Origin of the sequence: Pseudomonas sp. RIT409 (assembly GCF_003052515.2) — a bacterium.
GTDB lineage: Bacteria > Pseudomonadota > Gammaproteobacteria > Pseudomonadales > Pseudomonadaceae > Aquipseudomonas.
Genome location: NZ_QARE02000006.1, coordinates 105,533 through 123,040, shown reverse-complemented (window position 1 = coordinate 123,040; position 17,508 = coordinate 105,533). Strand labels below are relative to the sequence as shown.

Annotated in this window: 12 protein-coding genes; 9 read left to right on the top strand and 3 right to left on the bottom strand. The window is 60.3% G+C overall.

What is annotated here, in order from left to right; genetic code table 11:
* Positions 1–20 precede the first annotated feature (20 nt).
* The 7 genes from pilQ (at position 21) to hemE (ending at position 13,067) form a co-directional block, all read left to right on the top strand.
* Positions 21–2,111 (top strand): type IV pilus secretin PilQ, encoded by a 2,091-nt coding sequence (gene pilQ / locus DBP26_RS09955; protein ID WP_108237557.1) that lies wholly within the window; start codon positions 21–23, stop codon positions 2,109–2,111.
* A 4-nt stretch (positions 2,112–2,115) separates the two neighbouring features.
* The gene (gene aroK, locus DBP26_RS09950) at positions 2,116–2,634 is read left to right on the top strand and encodes a shikimate kinase AroK (protein ID WP_108237410.1); all 519 of its coding nucleotides are present in this window, start codon (positions 2,116–2,118) and stop codon (positions 2,632–2,634) included.
* A 126-nt stretch (positions 2,635–2,760) separates the two neighbouring features.
* Entirely contained in the window at positions 2,761–3,864 is a 1,104-nt protein-coding gene (aroB, locus tag DBP26_RS09945; RefSeq protein WP_108237409.1) for a 3-dehydroquinate synthase, read from the top strand.
* Positions 3,865–3,874: 10 nt separating this feature from the next.
* Entirely contained in the window at positions 3,875–5,494 is a 1,620-nt protein-coding gene (locus tag DBP26_RS09940; protein ID WP_108237408.1) for an AAA family ATPase, read from the top strand.
* Between the two features lie 359 nt (positions 5,495–5,853).
* The gene (gltB, locus tag DBP26_RS09930) at positions 5,854–10,299 is read left to right on the top strand and encodes a glutamate synthase large subunit (protein ID WP_108237407.1); all 4,446 of its coding nucleotides are present in this window, start codon (positions 5,854–5,856) and stop codon (positions 10,297–10,299) included.
* Positions 10,300–10,414: 115 nt separating this feature from the next.
* Positions 10,415–11,833: an FAD-dependent oxidoreductase gene (locus DBP26_RS09925; protein ID WP_108237406.1), complete on the top strand. Its 1,419-nt coding sequence runs from the start codon at positions 10,415–10,417 to the stop codon at positions 11,831–11,833.
* Positions 11,834–12,002: 169 nt separating this feature from the next.
* Positions 12,003–13,067, top strand: coding sequence for a uroporphyrinogen decarboxylase (gene hemE / locus DBP26_RS09920; RefSeq protein ID WP_108237405.1), 1,065 nt, complete (start codon positions 12,003–12,005; stop codon positions 13,065–13,067).
* Between the two features lie 70 nt (positions 13,068–13,137).
* Here hemE and DBP26_RS09915 read toward each other — a convergent pair whose 3' ends face one another.
* Positions 13,138–14,367: an MFS transporter gene (locus tag DBP26_RS09915; RefSeq protein WP_256604722.1), complete on the bottom strand. Its 1,230-nt coding sequence runs from the start codon at positions 14,365–14,367 to the stop codon at positions 13,138–13,140.
* Between the two features lie 145 nt (positions 14,368–14,512).
* On the opposite strand from DBP26_RS09915, the gene DBP26_RS09910 reads away from it, so the two are divergent.
* Positions 14,513–15,403, top strand: a complete 891-nt coding sequence (locus DBP26_RS09910) for a LysR family transcriptional regulator (RefSeq protein ID WP_108237403.1) — start codon at positions 14,513–14,515, stop codon at positions 15,401–15,403.
* Positions 15,404–15,433: 30 nt separating this feature from the next.
* On the opposite strand, the gene DBP26_RS09905 is transcribed toward DBP26_RS09910, so the two are convergent.
* The gene (locus DBP26_RS09905; protein WP_108237402.1) at positions 15,434–15,922 is read right to left on the bottom strand and encodes a hypothetical protein; all 489 of its coding nucleotides are present in this window, start codon (positions 15,920–15,922) and stop codon (positions 15,434–15,436) included.
* A gap of 282 nt (positions 15,923–16,204) precedes the next feature.
* Here DBP26_RS09905 and DBP26_RS09900 point away from each other — a divergent pair, with 282 nt between their 5' ends.
* Positions 16,205–16,984: a ParA family protein gene (locus DBP26_RS09900; protein ID WP_108237401.1), complete on the top strand. Its 780-nt coding sequence runs from the start codon at positions 16,205–16,207 to the stop codon at positions 16,982–16,984.
* Between the two features lie 25 nt (positions 16,985–17,009).
* Here the strand turns inward: DBP26_RS09900 and DBP26_RS09895 are convergent, their stop codons facing one another.
* Positions 17,010–17,408 (bottom strand): PAAR domain-containing protein, encoded by a 399-nt coding sequence (locus DBP26_RS09895; RefSeq protein WP_108237400.1) that lies wholly within the window; start codon positions 17,406–17,408, stop codon positions 17,010–17,012.
* Positions 17,409–17,508: the final 100 nt, after the last annotated feature.

Genomic DNA, 17,508 nt, shown 5'->3' with positions numbered 1-17,508 from the left:
CACAGTGGTGGAATGTGAACATGACCAGGATTCTTTCGATCATCGGCGTATCGCTATGGATGGCGATGCTGTCACCGATTGTCCAGGCGGCCAACCTCAAGACACTCGACGTGGCCGCTCTGCCGGGAGATCGGGTCGAATTGAAGTTGTCTTTCGACGGGCCCGTGGCGGCACCTCGGGGATATACCACCGAGCAGCCGGCGCGGATTGCGCTGGATTTGCCGGGGGTCACCAGCCAGTTGGGCACCAAGAGCCGTGACCTGGGCACTGGGAATGCGCGCAGCGTCGTGGTGGTCGAGGCCAAGGATCGCACCCGCGTGATCATCAACCTCACCACGCTTGCGCCCTATAGCTCCCGCGTCGATGGCAACAATCTGTTCGTGGTCGTGGGCCAGGGGGCCTCGGCTGCGCAGGGTTCCCAGCCGAGTACTGCTCAGGGCGCGCCTCGCGTAAGCATTCCGCCGGCGGTGGCGAATGGCATCCAGCCCAAGCCAGCCGCGCGCAGCTATGCGCCTGGCCCAAGGTCGGTGCGTAATGTGGATTTTCAGCGCGGTGAACTGGGCGAGGGCAATGTCGTCATCGAGCTGAGCGACCCGACCATCGCGCCGGACATTCAAGAGCAGGGCGGCAAGATCCGTGTCGAGTTCGCCAACACCCAGTTGCCCGACCCTCTGCGGGTGCGCCTCGACGTGAAGGATTTTGCGACCCCTGTGCAGTTCGTCAACTCCAGCGTCACGGGCAATAAGACCAGTATTTCCATCGAGCCCTCCGGTGCGTTCGACTACTCGGCCTACCAGACGGACAATAAGCTGACCATCAGCGTGCGCCCGCTGACCAACGAAGACGTCGCGCGTCGCAATGCCGACAAACTGGTCTACACAGGCGAAAAGCTGTCGCTGAACTTTCAGGACATCGACGTGCGCTCGGTGCTGCAATTGATTGCGGATTTCACCAACCTCAATCTGGTGGCCAGCGACACGGTCCAGGGCGGCATCACCTTGCGTCTGCAGAACGTGCCATGGGATCAGGCGCTGGACTTGGTGCTGAAAACCAAAGGGCTGGACAAGCGTAAGGTGGGTAACGTGCTGCTGGTGGCCCCGGCGGACGAGATCGCCGCGCGTGAGCGGCAGGAACTGGAGTCGTTGAAGCAGATTTCCGAGCTTGCTCCGTTGCGTCGCGAGCTGCTTCAAGTGAATTACGCCAAGGCGGCCGATATCGCCAAGCTGTTCCAGTCGGTGACCAGCGCCGAATCCAAGGAGCAGGAGCGTGGCTCGATTACCGTCGATGAACGCACCAACAACATCATCGCCTACCAGACCCAGGATCGCCTCGACGAACTGCGAAGAATCGTCTCCCAACTGGACATCCCGGTGCGCCAGGTCATGATCGAAGCGCGCATCGTCGAGGCCAACGTCGATTACGACAAGTCATTGGGTGTGCGTTGGGGTGGCTCTCGCACCAGCGGGAACTTCACCGCTGGCGGCAGCGGAACGGTGACGGGCGTGGGCAATACCAACGGCCCGTATGTCGATCTGGGCGTGAGCGATCCCACCTCGTCCATCGGGCTGGGCTTCCTGACCAATAACACCATCCTCGATCTTGAACTGACCGCGATGGAAAAAACCGGCAACGGCGAGGTGGTGTCGCAGCCCAAGGTCGTCACTTCCGACAAGGAGACCGCCAAGATCCTCAAGGGTACTGAGGTGCCTTATCAGGAAGCGAGCTCCAGCGGCGCGACCTCGGTGTCGTTCAAGGAAGCCTCCCTTTCGCTGGAAGTGACCCCGCAGATCACGCCTGACAACCGCATCATCATGGAAGTGAAGGTCACGAAGGACGAGCCTGACTACGTCAATACCGTGTTGGGTGTGCCGCCCATCAAGAAGAACGAGGTCAACGCCAAAGTGCTGGTTTCCGATGGCGAGACGATCGTGATCGGTGGCGTGTTCTCCAATACGCAAAATAAAGTCGTCGACAAGGTGCCTTATCTGGGCGATGTGCCGTATGTTGGCCGCCTTTTCCGGCGGGATGTGGTCACGGAATCGAAATCCGAGCTGCTGGTGTTCCTCACTCCGCGTATCATGAACAACCAGGCGATTGCTGTGAGTCGTTGATTCTGTGCGAAATTTAATACTTGTAGGGCCGATGGGGGCTGGCAAAAGCACCATCGGCCGTTTGCTGGCCAAAGAGCTGCGGTTGCCGTTCAAGGATTCCGACAAGGAAATCGAGCAACGCACGGGCGCCAACATCCCGTGGATCTTCGACAAGGAAGGTGAAGCCGGCTTCCGCGACCGTGAAGCGGCCATGATCGCCGAGCTCTGCGCCTACGATGGCGTGGTGCTAGCGACCGGTGGTGGCGCAGTCATGCGCGAGGAAAACCGTCGAGCCCTGCACGCGGGCGGGCGGGTAATCTATTTGCATGCCTCGGTCGAACAGCAAGTGGGGCGCACCTCTCGCGACCGCAATCGGCCGCTCTTGCGAACCGCCGATCCCGCTCGCGTACTGCGTGATCTGCTGGCCATTCGCGATCCGCTCTACCGTGAGATCGCCGATGTCATCATCGAAACCGATGAACGGCCTCCCAGAATGGTCGTTCACGACATCCTTGCCCTGCTTGCCGAACTTCCTCCCCGTTAAAGCCCAGGCAGAAATGCGCTATCCTCGGCGACCATAAAAAGCGGGGTCGCCAGATGGCCCAGCGCCACCGTCCGTATCGACGTTTCGTCGGACAGGCATCCAATTGTCAGAACAGTGTGGGGACACATGCAGACACTCAAGGTCGAGCTCGGCGAACGGAGCTACCCGATTCACATTGGCGAAGGCCTGCTGGACCGGCCCGAGCTGCTGACGCCGTACATCGTCGGCAAGCAGGTGGCGATCGTTTCCAACAGCACCATTGCCCCGCTGTACATCGAGCGCCTGACCCAGACACTGTCCGGTTACAACGTGCTGCCCATCGTGCTTCCCGACGGTGAAGCGTTCAAGAACTGGGAAACCCTCCAATTGATCTTCGACGCGCTGCTGACGGCGCGTCATGACCGTCGCACTACCGTGATTGCGCTGGGCGGCGGGGTCATCGGCGATATGGCCGGTTTCGCAGCAGCCTGCTATCAACGCGGCGTCGAGTTCATCCAGATTCCCACCACATTGCTGTCCCAAGTCGATTCTTCCGTGGGCGGCAAGACGGGCATCAACCACCCGCTCGGCAAGAACATGGTCGGGGCGTTCTATCAGCCCAAAGCCGTGCTGATCGATACGACCTCTCTGAGCACCTTGCCTGAACGCGAGCTGTCGGCGGGGCTGGCCGAGGTGATCAAATACGGTCTGATTTGTGACGAGCCTTTCCTGACGTGGCTCGAAGAGAATATGGACAAGCTTCGCGCACTGGATCAGGCCACCCTGACCACGGCCATCGAGCGGTCTTGCGCCGCCAAGGCGGCCGTGGTCGGTGCCGATGAGCGGGAGTCCGGTGTGCGCGCGACACTGAACCTGGGGCACACCTTCGGCCATGCCATCGAGACACACATGGGCTATGGCGTCTGGCTGCATGGGGAAGCCGTGGCTGCTGGTACGGTCATGGCCCTGGAAATGTCGGCGCGCCTGGGCTGGATCAGCGAGCCAGACCGCAATCGCGCCATCCGTCTGTTCCAGCGGGCGGGCCTGCCAGTGGTCCCGCCTGAGGAAATGACGCCTGATGACTTCCTCACGCACATGGCAGTGGACAAGAAGGTGATCGACGGTCGTCTGCGGCTGGTGTTGCTGCGTCGCATGGGTGAAGCCGTGGTGACTGACGAATATCCGAAAGAAGTATTACAGGCCACCCTGGTTGCGGACTACCGCGCCTTGGTGGATCAGCTTGGAGGTTAATGATAAGTCCATGACTAGTTTGCACGCCGATGAGGCCTTCCTAGGTCATTACCAATTGAGTCATGACCCTTTTGCCACGCGGGTCCCCGGCTTCAAGTTTTTCCCTGCCCAGCGCAAGCCCGTGTTGGGCCAGTTGCACCATCTGGCCCGTTACAGCCAGTTGCTGTTGCTGGTGACAGGCCCCCATGGCAGCGGCAAGACCCTGCTACGTCAGGCGCTGGTCGCGAGTACCAACAAGCAGTCGGTGCAGAGCGTCGTGGTATCGGCCCGTGGCGCGGGTGATGCGTCTGGCGTGCTGCGTCAGGTCGCACAGGCCCTCAACGTCGATCAGCCCGAGATGCGCGCGATCCTCTCGCAGGTCGTGCAACTGGCCCTGACTGGCCAGGAAGTCTATGTATTGGTGGACGACGCCGAACAACTGGGCGAATCGGCACTCGAAGCGTTGTTGGGATTGGCAGCAGGCACCCCGGAGGGGCGTCCGCATGTCTTCCTGTTCGGCGAGGCTTCGATCATCGATCGTCTGGACCAGTTGTGCGCGGAGAGCGGCGCGGAGGAAGAGCGCTTCCACGTCATCGAACTGGCGCCCTACACCGAAGAAGAAACCCGTGAGTATCTGGCGCAGCGCCTGGAAGGCGCGGGGCAAGGCATCGAGCTGTTCAGTGCCGAGCAGATCGCCGATATTCATGAGCAATCCAATGGATGGCCGGGCGCGATCAACCAGGTCGCGCGCGACTCGATGATCGAAGCCATGATCGCCAGCCGCTCTGCGGTCAAGCGTCCAAGTATGGGGTTTAAAATGCCTAAGAAACATGTGTTGGCTTTGGGTGGCGTGGTGGTTGCCGCGGTACTGGCAGCCGTATTGATTCCGGGCCGTGGTACGGCACCGACAGCCCCCGCCAATTCCCAGGCTCAACTGCCGTTGGGGCAAGGCCAGGCACCTGCGCAACAATCGAACAATGGTGGCCCGGCAATTGAGTTCGCCGGAAACTCGCAGCCGATGCCGTTGCCGTTGGTCGGTAATTCACAGCCCGTAATGCGCGGTCCACTGGCTGAGGCGGCGGGCTCTGGCGAGGGCGATGGCGAGGATGGCGGTCCGGCTGCCAACCAGTCCTTGCAGCCGCCGACTGTCACCACCACCGCACCGCCCGCGGGGGCGACCGCCAGCCCGGCACCTTCGATGGCGCAAGCCCAGGCACCCGCGCCACGTCCTACGCCAGCCCCGGCTGCGCCTAAACCGGCCCCAGCCCCCGCCGCCAAACCTGCGCCCGCGCCGACTCAGGTCGCCACAGCCAAACCGGCTCCGGCCCCTGCAGCCAAGCCAGCCGCGACCGCAGCCGCTTCGGGCAGCGGGTGGTACGCAGGTCAGTCTCCAGCCCACTACGTCGTGCAGATCCTCGGCACCAGTTCTGAAGCCACGGCCCAGAACTACGTGAAAGAGCAGGGTGCCGAGTACCGTTATTTCAAGAAAACGCTGCAAGGCAAGCCGCTGTATGTCGTCACTTACGGCAGTTTCGCTGATCGCAACGCGGCGCTCGCCGCTATCAAGGTCTTGCCAGCGAAGGTTCAGGCTGGTAAACCTTGGCCTCGCACAGTCGGCAGCATCCAACAGGAACTCGCCGCCGCTCGCTGATGTTGTAGCAGTCCTACCCGGACCGTTCGCTTGGCACTCCGAAAATCACGCATGAGCGCGCTGCCTATGAGCAGCGCGCCTTGCGGTGTCTGCGTCTCAGGCACCCATTGAACTTCGGACTCTCTTTGGTCAGACTCGCAAAATACGCGCTGACTACCACGAGAATCGCTGTAAAACCTTTCATAAATGCGACATGAATTTTCGACGTTTCGTCGCAAAATTTGTGAGGCCTTGTGTCGGTGTGTACAATGACCTCCCTTTTGCTCCCGCAAAGCTGGCGTGCGTTCAGCGTGGATGGTAAATGGTTGAATTGAAAAGAAATTTGCCTCGCCAAGAGGCAGCCTGGTGAGAATGTGTCTATGAAAGCAGGTCTGTACCAACCAGAAGAGTTCAAGGATAACTGCGGTTTCGGCTTGATTGCCCATATGCAAGGCGAGCCCAGTCATCATCTGTTGCAAACGGCTATTGAAGCCTTGACCTGCATGACCCATCGCGGTGGGATCAACGCCGACGGCAAGACCGGTGACGGTTGCGGGCTGTTGATGCAAAAACCCGACACCTTTCTGCGGGCTGTCGCCCGTGAGCATTTCGACGTCGAACTGCCGCGCCAATACTGCGTGGGTATGGTGTTTCTCAACCAGGATGACGCCAAGGCTGAAGCCGCCCGCGAGAACATGAACCGCGAAATCCTCGCCGAGGGCCTGACCCTCATCGGTTGGCGCCAGGTGCCCATCGACACCAGCGTCCTCGGCCGTCTGGCGCTGGAGCGCCTGCCGAAGATCGAGCAGGTGTTCATTGGCGGTGAGGGGCTGAGCGATCAGGAATTCGCCATCAAACTGTTCTGCGCCCGTCGTCGCTCGTCCGTGTCCAACGCCGCCGACACCGATCACTACATCTGCAGCTTCTCCCACAAGACCATCATTTATAAAGGTCTGATGATGCCGCGTGACCTCACGGCATTCTATCCGGACCTGGGCGACGAACGTCTGCAGACCGCAATCTGCGTGTTTCACCAGCGTTTCTCGACCAACACCCTGCCGAAATGGCCGCTGGCCCAGCCATTCCGCTTCCTCGCTCACAACGGCGAGATCAACACCATTACCGGTAACCGCAACTGGGCGCAGGCTCGTCGCACCAAGTTCGCCAACGACTTGATGGTGCTGGACGAGCTGGGCCCGCTGGTCAACCGCGTGGGGTCCGACTCTTCGAGCATGGACAACATGCTGGAGTTGATGGTGACCGGCGGTATCGACCTGTTCCGTGGCGTGCGCATGCTGGTGCCGCCAGCGTGGCAGAACGTCGAGACCATGGACCCGGATCTGCGTGCGTTCTATGAATTCAACTCCATGCACATGGAGCCGTGGGACGGCCCGGCCGGCATCGTGATGACCGAAGGTCGCCACGCCGTTTGCCTGCTCGACCGTAACGGTTTGCGGCCGGCGCGCTGGGTCACCACCAAGAACGGTTACATCACGCTAGCGTCGGAAATCGGCGTTTGGAACTACACCCCGGAAGACGTCATCGCCAAGGGCCGCGTCGGCCCGGGTCAGATCTTTGCCGTGGACACTGAAACCGGCCAGATCCTCGATACCGACGCCATCGACAGCCGTTTGAAGTCGCGCCACCCTTACAAGCAGTGGCTGCGCAAGCACGCCCTGCGTATTCAGGCAACGCTGGAAGACCACGATCACGGTTCGGCGTTCTATAACCAGGATCAGCTCAAGCAGTACATGAAGATGTTCCAGGTCACGTTCGAGGAGCGTGATCAGGTGCTGCGTCCGCTGGGCGAGCAAGGGCAGGAAGCGGTCGGTTCGATGGGTGACGACACGCCAATGGCCGTGCTGTCGCGTCGTGTCCGCACGCCTTACGATTATTTCCGCCAGCAATTCGCGCAGGTCACCAACCCGCCGATCGACCCGCTGCGTGAAGCCATCGTCATGTCGCTGGAAGTCTGCCTCGGGGCCGAGCGCAACATTTTCCAGGAATCGCCGGAGCACGCATCGCGTGTCATCCTCAGTTCGCCGATCATTTCGCCTGCGAAGTGGCGCGCGCTGATGAACCTCGAGCGTGAAGGTTTCGATCGCCAAGTCATCGACCTGAACTACGACGAGGGCGTTGGCCTGGAAGCGGCCGTGCGCAATATTGCCGATCAGGCCGAAGAAGCCGTGCGCGCCGGGCGTACCCAGATCGTGCTGAGCGACCGCCATATCGCGCCGGGCAAGCTGCCCATTCATGCCTCTCTGGCAACAGGTGCGGTGCACCACCGCCTGACCGAAAAAGGTCTGCGGTGCGACAGCAACATTCTGGTGGAAACCGCTACCGCTCGCGATCCACACCATTTTGCCGTTCTGATCGGCTTCGGTGCTTCGGCGGTTTATCCGTTCCTGGCTTACGAAGTGCTGGGCGATCTGATCCGCACCGGTGAAGTCCTTGGGGACCTCTATGAAGTCTTCAAGAACTACCGTAAAGGCATCACCAAGGGCTTGCTCAAGATTCTGTCGAAAATGGGCATCTCGACCATCGGCTCGTACCGTGGCGCGCAACTGTTCGAAGCCATCGGGCTGTCGGAAGAGGTCTGCGAGTTGAGCTTCCGTGGCGTACCGAGCCGTATCAAGGGTGCGCGTTTCGTCGACATCGAAGCCGAGCAGAAAGCGTTGGCTGCCGAAGCCTGGAGCCCGCGCAAGCCGATCCAGCAGGGCGGGCTTCTGAAGTTCGTCTACGGCGGCGAGTACCACGCGTACAACCCGGATGTGGTCGCCACGCTGCAAGCCGCCGTGCAACAGGGCGACTATGCCAAGTTCAAGGAGTACACCGCGCTGGTGGACAACCGTCCGGTGTCGATGATTCGTGACCTGTTCAAAGTCAAACAACTGGACACGCCGATGAGCCTCGACGAAGTCGAGCCACTGGAAGCGATCCTCAAGCGTTTCGACTCGGCGGGTATTTCCCTGGGGGCGCTGTCGCCGGAGGCCCACGAAGCACTGGCCGAGGCGATGAACCGCTTGGGTGCGCGCTCCAACTCGGGCGAGGGCGGTGAAGATCCGTCGCGCTACGGCACCATCCGCAGTTCCAAGATCAAGCAGATCGCGACCGGTCGTTTCGGCGTGACCCCTGAGTACCTGGTCAACGCCGACGTGTTGCAGATCAAGGTCGCTCAAGGCGCCAAACCGGGCGAAGGCGGTCAATTGCCGGGCGGCAAGGTCAACGGCCTGATCGCCAAGCTGCGTTACGCAGTACCGGGTGTGACGCTCATTTCGCCTCCACCGCACCACGACATTTACTCGATCGAAGACCTGTCGCAGCTGATTTTCGACCTCAAACAGGTCAACCCATCGGCGCTGGTGTCGGTCAAGCTGGTGGCCGAAGCGGGCGTCGGCACCATTGCTGCCGGTGTGGCCAAGGCCTATGCGGACCTGATCACCATTTCCGGCTATGACGGCGGTACCGGTGCATCGCCATTGTCGTCGATCAAATACGCGGGCGCGCCGTGGGAAATCGGCCTGGCCGAAACCCACCAGACCCTGCGCGGCAACGACCTGCGCGGCAAGGTCCGTGTGCAGACCGACGGTGGCCTGAAAACCGGTCTGGACGTGATCAAGGCTGCCATCCTGGGAGCCGAGAGCTTCGGCTTCGGCACCGCACCGATGATCGCGCTGGGCTGCAAATACCTGCGTATCTGCCACCTGAACAACTGCGCCACGGGCGTGGCGACCCAGAACGACAAGCTGCGCAAGGATCACTACATCGGCACCGTCGACATGGTGATCAACTTCTTCACCTATGTGGCTGAAGAGACGCGCGAATGGTTGGCCAAACTCGGTGTTCGCTCGCTGGAAGAGCTGATCGGGCGTACCGATTTGCTGGACATTCTGCCCGGTGAAACCGAGAAGCAGCAGCACCTGGACCTGACCCCGCTGTTGGGCAGCGATCATGTCCCGGCCGACAAGCCGCAGTTCTGCAGCGTTGACCGCAACCCGCCATTTGACCAAGGCCTGCTGGCCGAGCAAATGGTCGAGATGGCCAAGGCGGCCATCGCGTCGAAGAGCGGCGGCGAGTACGAATTGGACATCTGCAACTGCGACCGCTCCATCGGCGCACGGATCTCCGGTGAGATCGCCAAGTTGCACGGCAACCAAGGCATGAAAGATGCGCCAGTGACCTTCCGCTTCAAGGGCACGGCCGGTCAGAGCTTTGGCGTGTGGAACGCCGGTGGCCTGAACATGTACCTGGAAGGCGACGCCAACGACTACGTCGGCAAGGGCATGACCGCCGGCAAGCTGGTGATTGTGCCGCCGAAAGGCAGCCCGTTCAAAACCCAGGACAGCGCCATTGTCGGTAACACCTGCCTGTATGGGGCCACTGGCGGCAAGCTTTTTGCTGCGGGTACTGCCGGTGAGCGTTTCGGTGTGCGTAACTCCGGCGCCCATGCCGTGGTAGAGGGCACTGGCGATCACTGCTGCGAGTACATGACCGGCGGTTTTGTCTGCGTACTGGGCAAGACCGGCTACAACTTCGGTTCCGGCATGACCGGTGGTTTCGCCTACGTGCTCGATCAGGACAACACCTTCGTTGACCGGGTCAACCACGAACTGGTTGAAATCCAGCGCATCAGTGGTGAAGCGATGGAAGCCTATCGCAGCCATCTGGAAAGCGTGCTTGCGGAATACGTGAAGGAAACCGACAGCGAATGGGGTCGTAATCTCTGGGAAAACCTGGATGACTACCTGCGCCGCTTCTGGCTGGTGAAGCCAAAAGCCGCGAACCTGAAGTCGCTGTTGTCCAGCACCCGCGCTAACCCGCAATAACGCAGCCACCGCTGCAAGCTTTGAGCACAAAGCTTGCAGCGTCGTGTGCCAAACCGAATTTGATTTTCTTGCAGCTTGAAGCGTGTCGCTCGAAGCTGCCGCGAAGAGGCTCCAAATGGCTGAACGTCTGAGTAACGACTTCCAGTTCATCGATGTCGGGCGCAAAGATCCGAAGAAGAAACTGCTGCGTCAACGCAAGAAAGAGTTCGTGGAAATCTACGAACCTTTCAAACCCCAGCAGTCGGCCGATCAGGCCCACCGTTGCCTGGGTTGCGGCAACCCGTACTGTGAATGGAAATGCCCTGTGCACAATTTCATTCCCAACTGGCTGAAGCTGGTGTCCGAAGGCAACATCCTTGCGGCTGCGGAGCTGTCCCACCAGACCAACACCCTGCCGGAAGTCTGCGGTCGCGTGTGCCCCCAGGATCGCCTGTGTGAAGGCGCGTGCACCCTGAATGACGGTTTCGGGGCCGTGACCATCGGCTCTGTCGAGAAATACATCACCGACACCGCCTTCGCCATGGGCTGGCGCCCGGACATGTCCCGGGTGGTGCCAACCGGTAAGCGCGTGGCGATCATCGGCGCAGGGCCCGCGGGCCTGGGATGCGCGGATGTGCTGGTGCGCGGTGGGGTCACCCCAGTGGTGTTCGACAAGAACCCGGAAATCGGCGGTCTGCTGACTTTCGGTATTCCCGAGTTCAAGCTCGAAAAAACCGTGCTCAGCAACCGCCGTGAAGTGTTCACCGGCATGGGCATCGAATTCCGCCTCAATACCGAAGTCGGCAAGGACATCACCGTCGAGCAGTTGCTGGCTGAGTACGATGCTGTCTTCATGGGGATGGGTACCTACACCTACATGAAGGGCGGTTTCCCAGGCGAAGACTTGCCAGGGGTGCACGACGCGCTGGACTTTCTGATCGCTAACGTCAACCGCAACCTGGGCTTCGAAAAGTCGCCGGAAGAGTTCGTCGACATGAAGGGCAAGAAGGTCGTGGTGCTGGGTGGCGGCGACACTGCGATGGATTGCAACCGCACCTCGATCCGCCAGGGCGCCAAGGCGGTGACCTGCGCTTACCGCCGCGACGAAGAAAACATGCCGGGCTCGCGCAAGGAAGTGAAAAACGCCAAGGAAGAAGGCGTGAAATTCCTCTACAACCGCCAGCCGATCGCCATCGTGGGCGAGGACAAGGTCGAGGGCGTGAAGGTCGTCGAGACCCGACTGGGCGAGCCGGATGCGCGCGGTCGCCGCAGCCCTGAGCCGATTCCGGGCTCCGAGGAAATCATTCCGGCGGACGCCGTGGTCATCGCGTTCGGCTTCCGTCCAAGCCCTGCGCCCTGGTTCGAAGCGCACGGGATCGAGATGGATAGCCAGGGCCGGGTCATCGCCCCGGAGCAGGGCAAGTTCAAGCATCAGACCAGCAACCCGAAGATCTTCGCCGGTGGCGATATGGTGCGTGGTTCTGACCTGGTGGTGACCGCAATCTTCGAAGGCCGTAACGCAGCTGAAGGGATTCTGGATTACCTGGGCGTCTAAGCGACACGCGCCCTGTAGCAGCAAGGCTTGCCGGCATAAGCCGTGTTGCTACATAGAAGGCGTGTCAACGCTGCGACAAATCGCCCCCATAGACAAAAGGCACGGTACTGACCGTGCCTTTTGCGTTGGTGTCTGAGAAAATGCCCGCACTTTTTTTCCGGATCCTGCCATGACTGCCCTGAAGAACGACCGTTTCCTGCGTGCACTGCTCAAGCAACCCGTCGACGTCACCCCGGTGTGGATGATGCGGCAGGCAGGCCGTTATCTCCCGGAATACCGCGCCAGCCGCGCCAAGGCCGGGGATTTCATGAGTCTGTGCATGAACCCGGCGTTCGCCTGTGAAGTCACCTTGCAGCCGCTTGAGCGTTACCCACTGGACGCGGCGATTCTTTTCTCCGACATCCTCACCGTGCCTGATGCCATGGGCCTGGGGCTGTATTTCGAAACCGGTGAAGGCCCGCGCTTCAAAAAGACTGTTACCACCGTGGCCGATATCGAAGCTCTGCCCATACCCGATGCGCAGAAGGACTTGGGCTACGTCATGGACGCAGTCAGCACCATTCGCCGTGAACTCAATGGCCGTGTGCCCTTGATTGGTTTCTCTGGCAGCCCGTGGACCCTGGCGACCTACATGGTCGAAGGCGGCTCATCAAAGGACTTCCGCAAGTGCAAGGCCATGCTCTACGACAACCCGCAAGCCATGCACCTGCTGCTGGACAAGCTCGCTCAGTCAGTCACGGCGTATTTGAACGGGCAGATCCTCGCCGGTGCGCAGGCCGTACAGATTTTCGACAGTTGGGGCGGGAGTCTCTCGGCAGCGGCGTATCAGGAGTTCTCGCTGGCCTATATGCGCAAGATCGTCAGCGGCCTGATCCGCGAGCATGAGGGCCGTAAAGTCCCGGTGATCCTGTTTACCAAGGGCGGTGGTCTGTGGCTGGAAAGCATCGCCGATGCAGGCGCCGATGCGCTGGGGCTGGATTGGACGTGCGACATCGGCGAGGCTCGCCGCCGCGTTGGTAGCAAAGTCGCCCTTCAAGGCAACATGGACCCCACGGTGCTCTACGCTCGTCCAGAGGCCATTCGCCAGGAAGTCGCCAATATCCTCAAGAGCTATGGCAGCGGCACCGGCCATGTATTCAACCTTGGCCATGGCATCACACCGGAAGTCGATCCGGCCAACGCCGGCGCGTTCATCAACGCCGTGCATGAGTTGTCGGCGCAGTACCACCCCTAAGCGCCCACGCTTCGATGTGAAAACGCCCGGCATGAGTTCCGGGCGTTTTCATTTGAAATCGGCTGCGCCGTCAGATTGGGGCGTTGGCTGGCAAAGGCTGCAGTTTCGCCAACTTCAGGGCAGCGACCAGGGCCACCAGCAGCAGGATGCCAATGAACAACCCGATTCCGTTCCAGCCGCCGTAGTGCCAGAACACCCCGCCGCCCGTCCCCGCGACGCTGGAACCCACGTAGTAGCTGAACAGGTACAACGACGAAGCCTGGCCTTTGGCTTTGATGGCGCGACGACCAATCCAACTGCTGGCCACCGAGTGGGCGCCAAAGAAGCCGAACGTGAACATCAGCACACCGACGATCACAATGGGCAGCGGGGTAAACAAGGTCAGCAGCAAACCTGCAAGCATCAACCCGATGACGGCCCACAACACTCGGCGGCGTCCCAGTTTGTCGGCCAGTGCGCCAATTTTGGCGGAGCTGTAGATACCCGACAGGTAAACCACCGAGAACAGCCCCACCACGGCCTGGCTCAGGTTGTAAGGGTCTGCCAGCAAGCGATAGCCGATGTAGTTGAACAGGGTCACGAAGGCGCCCATCAGCAGAAAGCCTTCCAGGAAGAGCCACGGCAGCCCTGCGTCACGGAATTGCATGACAAACCCGTCCAACAGGTTGCGAGCGTTGAGCGGACTTGAGCGGAAATTGCGGGAGGGCGGCAGGAATTTCCAGAACAGGCCGGCAGCGCCCAGAGCGACCAGGCCCATGATCAGCAGCGAAGTGTGCCAGCTTACGAAGTCACTCAAGACCCCGGTGATCAAGCGCCCGCTCATTCCCCCAATGGCGTTGCCCCCGATGTAAAGCCCCATGGCCAGGCCAATATGCTGAGGGTGGATTTCTTCACTGAGGTAGGTCATTCCGACGGCCGCCAGGCCGCTCAAGGAAAGGCCAACCAGCGCCCGGGTCACGAGCACACCTTCCCAACTCGGCATCACCGCGCTGGCCAGGGTGAAAAAAGCTGCGGAAAACAGCGCGAACACCATCACCGACTTGCGTCCCAGGCGATCGGAAATCGGCCCGGTGATCAGCAAGCCAATGGCGAGCGTCGCGGTGGAGACCGACAAAATCAGGCTGCTCTGCGCAGCGTTGATCGAGAACTCATGCGACAGGAGCGGCATCATCGGCTGAACGCAGTAGAGCAGGGCAAACGTGGCGAAACCGCCGGAGAAGAGAGCCAGTACGGTGCGGATGAAGGCAGGGGTGTTTTTTTCGATGTACGTATCACCCAGCGGAATCGCGGCTTCGATCATGGCGGGCGCGGGGGATGCAGCAGTATTCACGATTAACCTCAAGAAAAAGCAGCATGGCAATGGAAAAAGCATATAGCTCGCTAACGATTCCTTCCAATATATTGTTCGACCTAATTGATAGGTTTAACGACTCAATGGTGAACCCTTGGAATTACGTCATTTGCGCTATTTCATTGCAGTTGCCGAAGAGCTGCATTTTGGACGGGCTGCCGAGGCCTTGGGCATTTCACAGCCGCCGCTCAGCCAGCAGATTCAGGCCCTCGAACAGGAACTGGGCGCGCGCCTGTTCGAGCGTACCAACCGACGGGTGGAATTGAGTGAAGCGGGACGACTGTTCCTCGATGAAGCGCGGCTGGTGCTCGCGCAGGTCGAGAAAGCCTCGGATGTGGCGCGACGCGCGCAGTTGGGGGAACTGGGTGAACTGAAGATCGGTTTCACGGCGTCGGCACCGTTCACTTCGAGCATCCCGCAGGCGATCTTCGCCTTCCGCCAACGCTACCCGGCCGTGCATCTCGCGCTGCAGGAAATGAGCAGTCGAGAGGTGGCGGAACGGCTGGAAGAAGAGTCGATGCAGGTTGGCATCATGCGGCCTTTGCCGTTACCGGACTCGTTGGTTGCAGTGGAGTTATTGCGCGAGCCATTGGTGGCGGTGCTGCGCTCGGATCACCCACTGGCCGAAGGCAGCGAGCAGGGGATGTATCTCAACTCACTGGCGAGCGAGCCGTTCGTGTTCTTTCCTCGCAGTTACGGCAGCGGGTTGTACGCCCAATTGCTTGACCTGGCGCGCGCTGCGGGGTTCAGCCCCTTGTTCGCGCAGGAGGCCGGTGAGGCAATGACGATCATCGGTCTGGTGGCGGCGGGGTTAGGGGTGACGGTATTGCCTGCGTCCTATCAACGCATGCGTATCGATGGCGTGGTGTATCGCACGTTGCTCGATGACGAGGCGACATCGGCGGTATGGCTGGTACAACGCAAGGATCAGAAATCGCCCATGGCCAAGGCGTTTGTGGAATTGGTGACGCGTAAGGCGGGGTGAGTGACCGTTCATCCATACGGTGTCCCTCGATTATTTTGAGGCCTTGCCACCGACCGGACTGACGATATAGGTCAGTTCGCCGCTTTCCAGCGTGATGCGAAAGATCCCTTCGGAGGCGTAATCGACGCGCCAGCGATCTTCCAGTGTGCGCGCGTGAGGCAGCAATACGACGCCGGGATAGTCGAAACGGGCTTCCTCATTGGAGGTCAGGGCGAACAGCACAGCGGCGAACAGCTCTCTGGCTTCCGGGTTCGGCGGCAGCGAGCTGTCCGGCGTCCAGGCCTCTTCGTACAGTTGCTCTCGCGCAAGCAGGGTGCCGGATGGATCGGTCAACGACCACCTCAGGCCGTGGCGCTCCTTGTGCGCTGTCACCAGCCAGTCCTGGCGCAGACCGCCTTGCTCACGCTGGACGTGCAACTGCTTCGGAAATTTGATGTGCGGAATTTGTGCCGGTAGCGGCGCGTGGCTGGTGCAAGCACTCAACAGCACGACGCAAAGCAGCAAAAGAGCACGAATCATGGGATGCCACCTTAAGATTGACGTCTGTGGAGCCTCGCGACGACGCTGACTCTCCGCGTTTACCGGCATCGAAGCCTGGCGGGGTGGGAGGCATTATCCTGATGAGTAAGACATGTAGCAATTTGTAAGTCGGATAATTCACGTGGCTCAGTAGTCTTCGTCAGTTTCCTTCGTCTCGAATGGTCGAAGCACTCGCCGTTGTCACCTGATTTGCCTAGACTCGGGCCATTCATCAGGGCGCGTACCGGCCAGCGAGACAAGACTGCGACAGGGAGTAATGACATGCGGCGTGTGGTGTTCAATCAGAAAGGCGGTGTGGGTAAATCCAGCATCGCCTGTAATCTGGCGGCGGTGAGTGCCAACGAAGGCTATCGGACGCTGTTGATCGACCTGGATGCCCAGGCCAACTCGACGCAGTACCTTACGGGCCTGACCGGTGACGAGATTCCCATGGGCATTGCCGAGTTTTTCAAGCAATCCTTGTCCTCGGGACCCTTCGCCAAAAAAAATCAGGTGGATATCTACGAAACCCCCTTCGACAACCTCCACGTTGTGACGGCCACGGGTGAACTGGCAGACCTGCAACCCAAACTCGAGGCCAAGCACAAGATCAACAAGCTGCGTAAGTTGCTCGACGAACTCGCCGAAGACTACGACCGGATCTATCTCGACACGCCGCCCGCACTGAATTTCTACGCCGTGTCGGCATTGATCGCAGCGGATCGCGTGCTCATTCCTTTCGACTGCGACAGTTTTTCCCGTCAGGCGCTGTATGGCCTGCTTCGGGAAATCGAAGAATTGAAGGACGACCACAACGAAGACCTGGAAGTGGAAGGCATTATCGTCAACCAGTTCCAGGCGCGTGCGAGCCTGCCGCAGCAAATGCTCGACGAATTGATTGCCGAAGGTCTTCCGGTGTTGCCGGTGTATCTCAACAGTTCAGTGAAGATGCGCGAATCCCACCAGGCCAGCTTGCCGCTGATCCATCTGGAGCCACGGCATAAACTCAGCCAGCAGTTTGTCGAGTTGCATCATTTGTTGGAGGCCAACGCAGCCCAGTAACCGGTGATTCCAGGCGCCCGTGTTTTCACGCCGTATCGGATCGAGCCGCCGCAGTTGGAGGCCGATCACTGCTCAGGAGCGCGGCAATTTTCTTTGCCCGCTTGCGCGCTTTTCTCGCCTGATCCTTGGGGATCTCGATGGTGGCCTGCATGTCGGCCCTCAGTTGATCCTGACTGGCGATCAGCCGGTGCTCTCCTTCCGGGCAGCCACAACGTACCGCCTGCCCTTCGGTGGCAACGGCCAACACTTCATCGATGAACGTCGGGTTGCCTTGGGCGATAAACCCGACGGTCCCGCACGCCCCGCACCACACTGGATCACCCATGCGGGCCAGCCGACGCTCTCTCCATACCTGCGTACCGGACGTTTGCAAAACCCTGCCACCCGTGCTGGTGGCGTCACCTTCCCTGATCGCTGCCGTCATCGTGTATCGCCCTCTGGTAAACCGTGGAAGTGGCTTAACCTTAGGCGGCCAATGCTGAGTCTGGAGCGCGCAAGCGCACGTTCGGACAGGTCCTACCGGA

Coding starts and splice junctions, on each gene's coding strand:
- pilQ (WP_108237557.1), top strand. CDS start 21: ATGACCAGGATTCTTTCGATCATCGGCGTATCGCTATGGATGGCGATG.
- aroB (WP_108237409.1), top strand. CDS start 2,761: ATGCAGACACTCAAGGTCGAGCTCGGCGAACGGAGCTACCCGATTCAC.
- DBP26_RS09940 (WP_108237408.1), top strand. CDS start 3,875: ATGACTAGTTTGCACGCCGATGAGGCCTTCCTAGGTCATTACCAATTG.
- gltB (WP_108237407.1), top strand. CDS start 5,854: ATGAAAGCAGGTCTGTACCAACCAGAAGAGTTCAAGGATAACTGCGGT.
- DBP26_RS09925 (WP_108237406.1), top strand. CDS start 10,415: ATGGCTGAACGTCTGAGTAACGACTTCCAGTTCATCGATGTCGGGCGC.
- hemE (WP_108237405.1), top strand. CDS start 12,003: ATGACTGCCCTGAAGAACGACCGTTTCCTGCGTGCACTGCTCAAGCAA.
- DBP26_RS09915 (WP_256604722.1), bottom strand. CDS start 14,367: ATGATCGAAGCCGCGATTCCGCTGGGTGATACGTACATCGAAAAAAAC.
- DBP26_RS09905 (WP_108237402.1), bottom strand. CDS start 15,922: ATGATTCGTGCTCTTTTGCTGCTTTGCGTCGTGCTGTTGAGTGCTTGC.
- DBP26_RS09900 (WP_108237401.1), top strand. CDS start 16,205: ATGCGGCGTGTGGTGTTCAATCAGAAAGGCGGTGTGGGTAAATCCAGC.
- DBP26_RS09895 (WP_108237400.1), bottom strand. CDS start 17,408: ATGACGGCAGCGATCAGGGAAGGTGACGCCACCAGCACGGGTGGCAGG.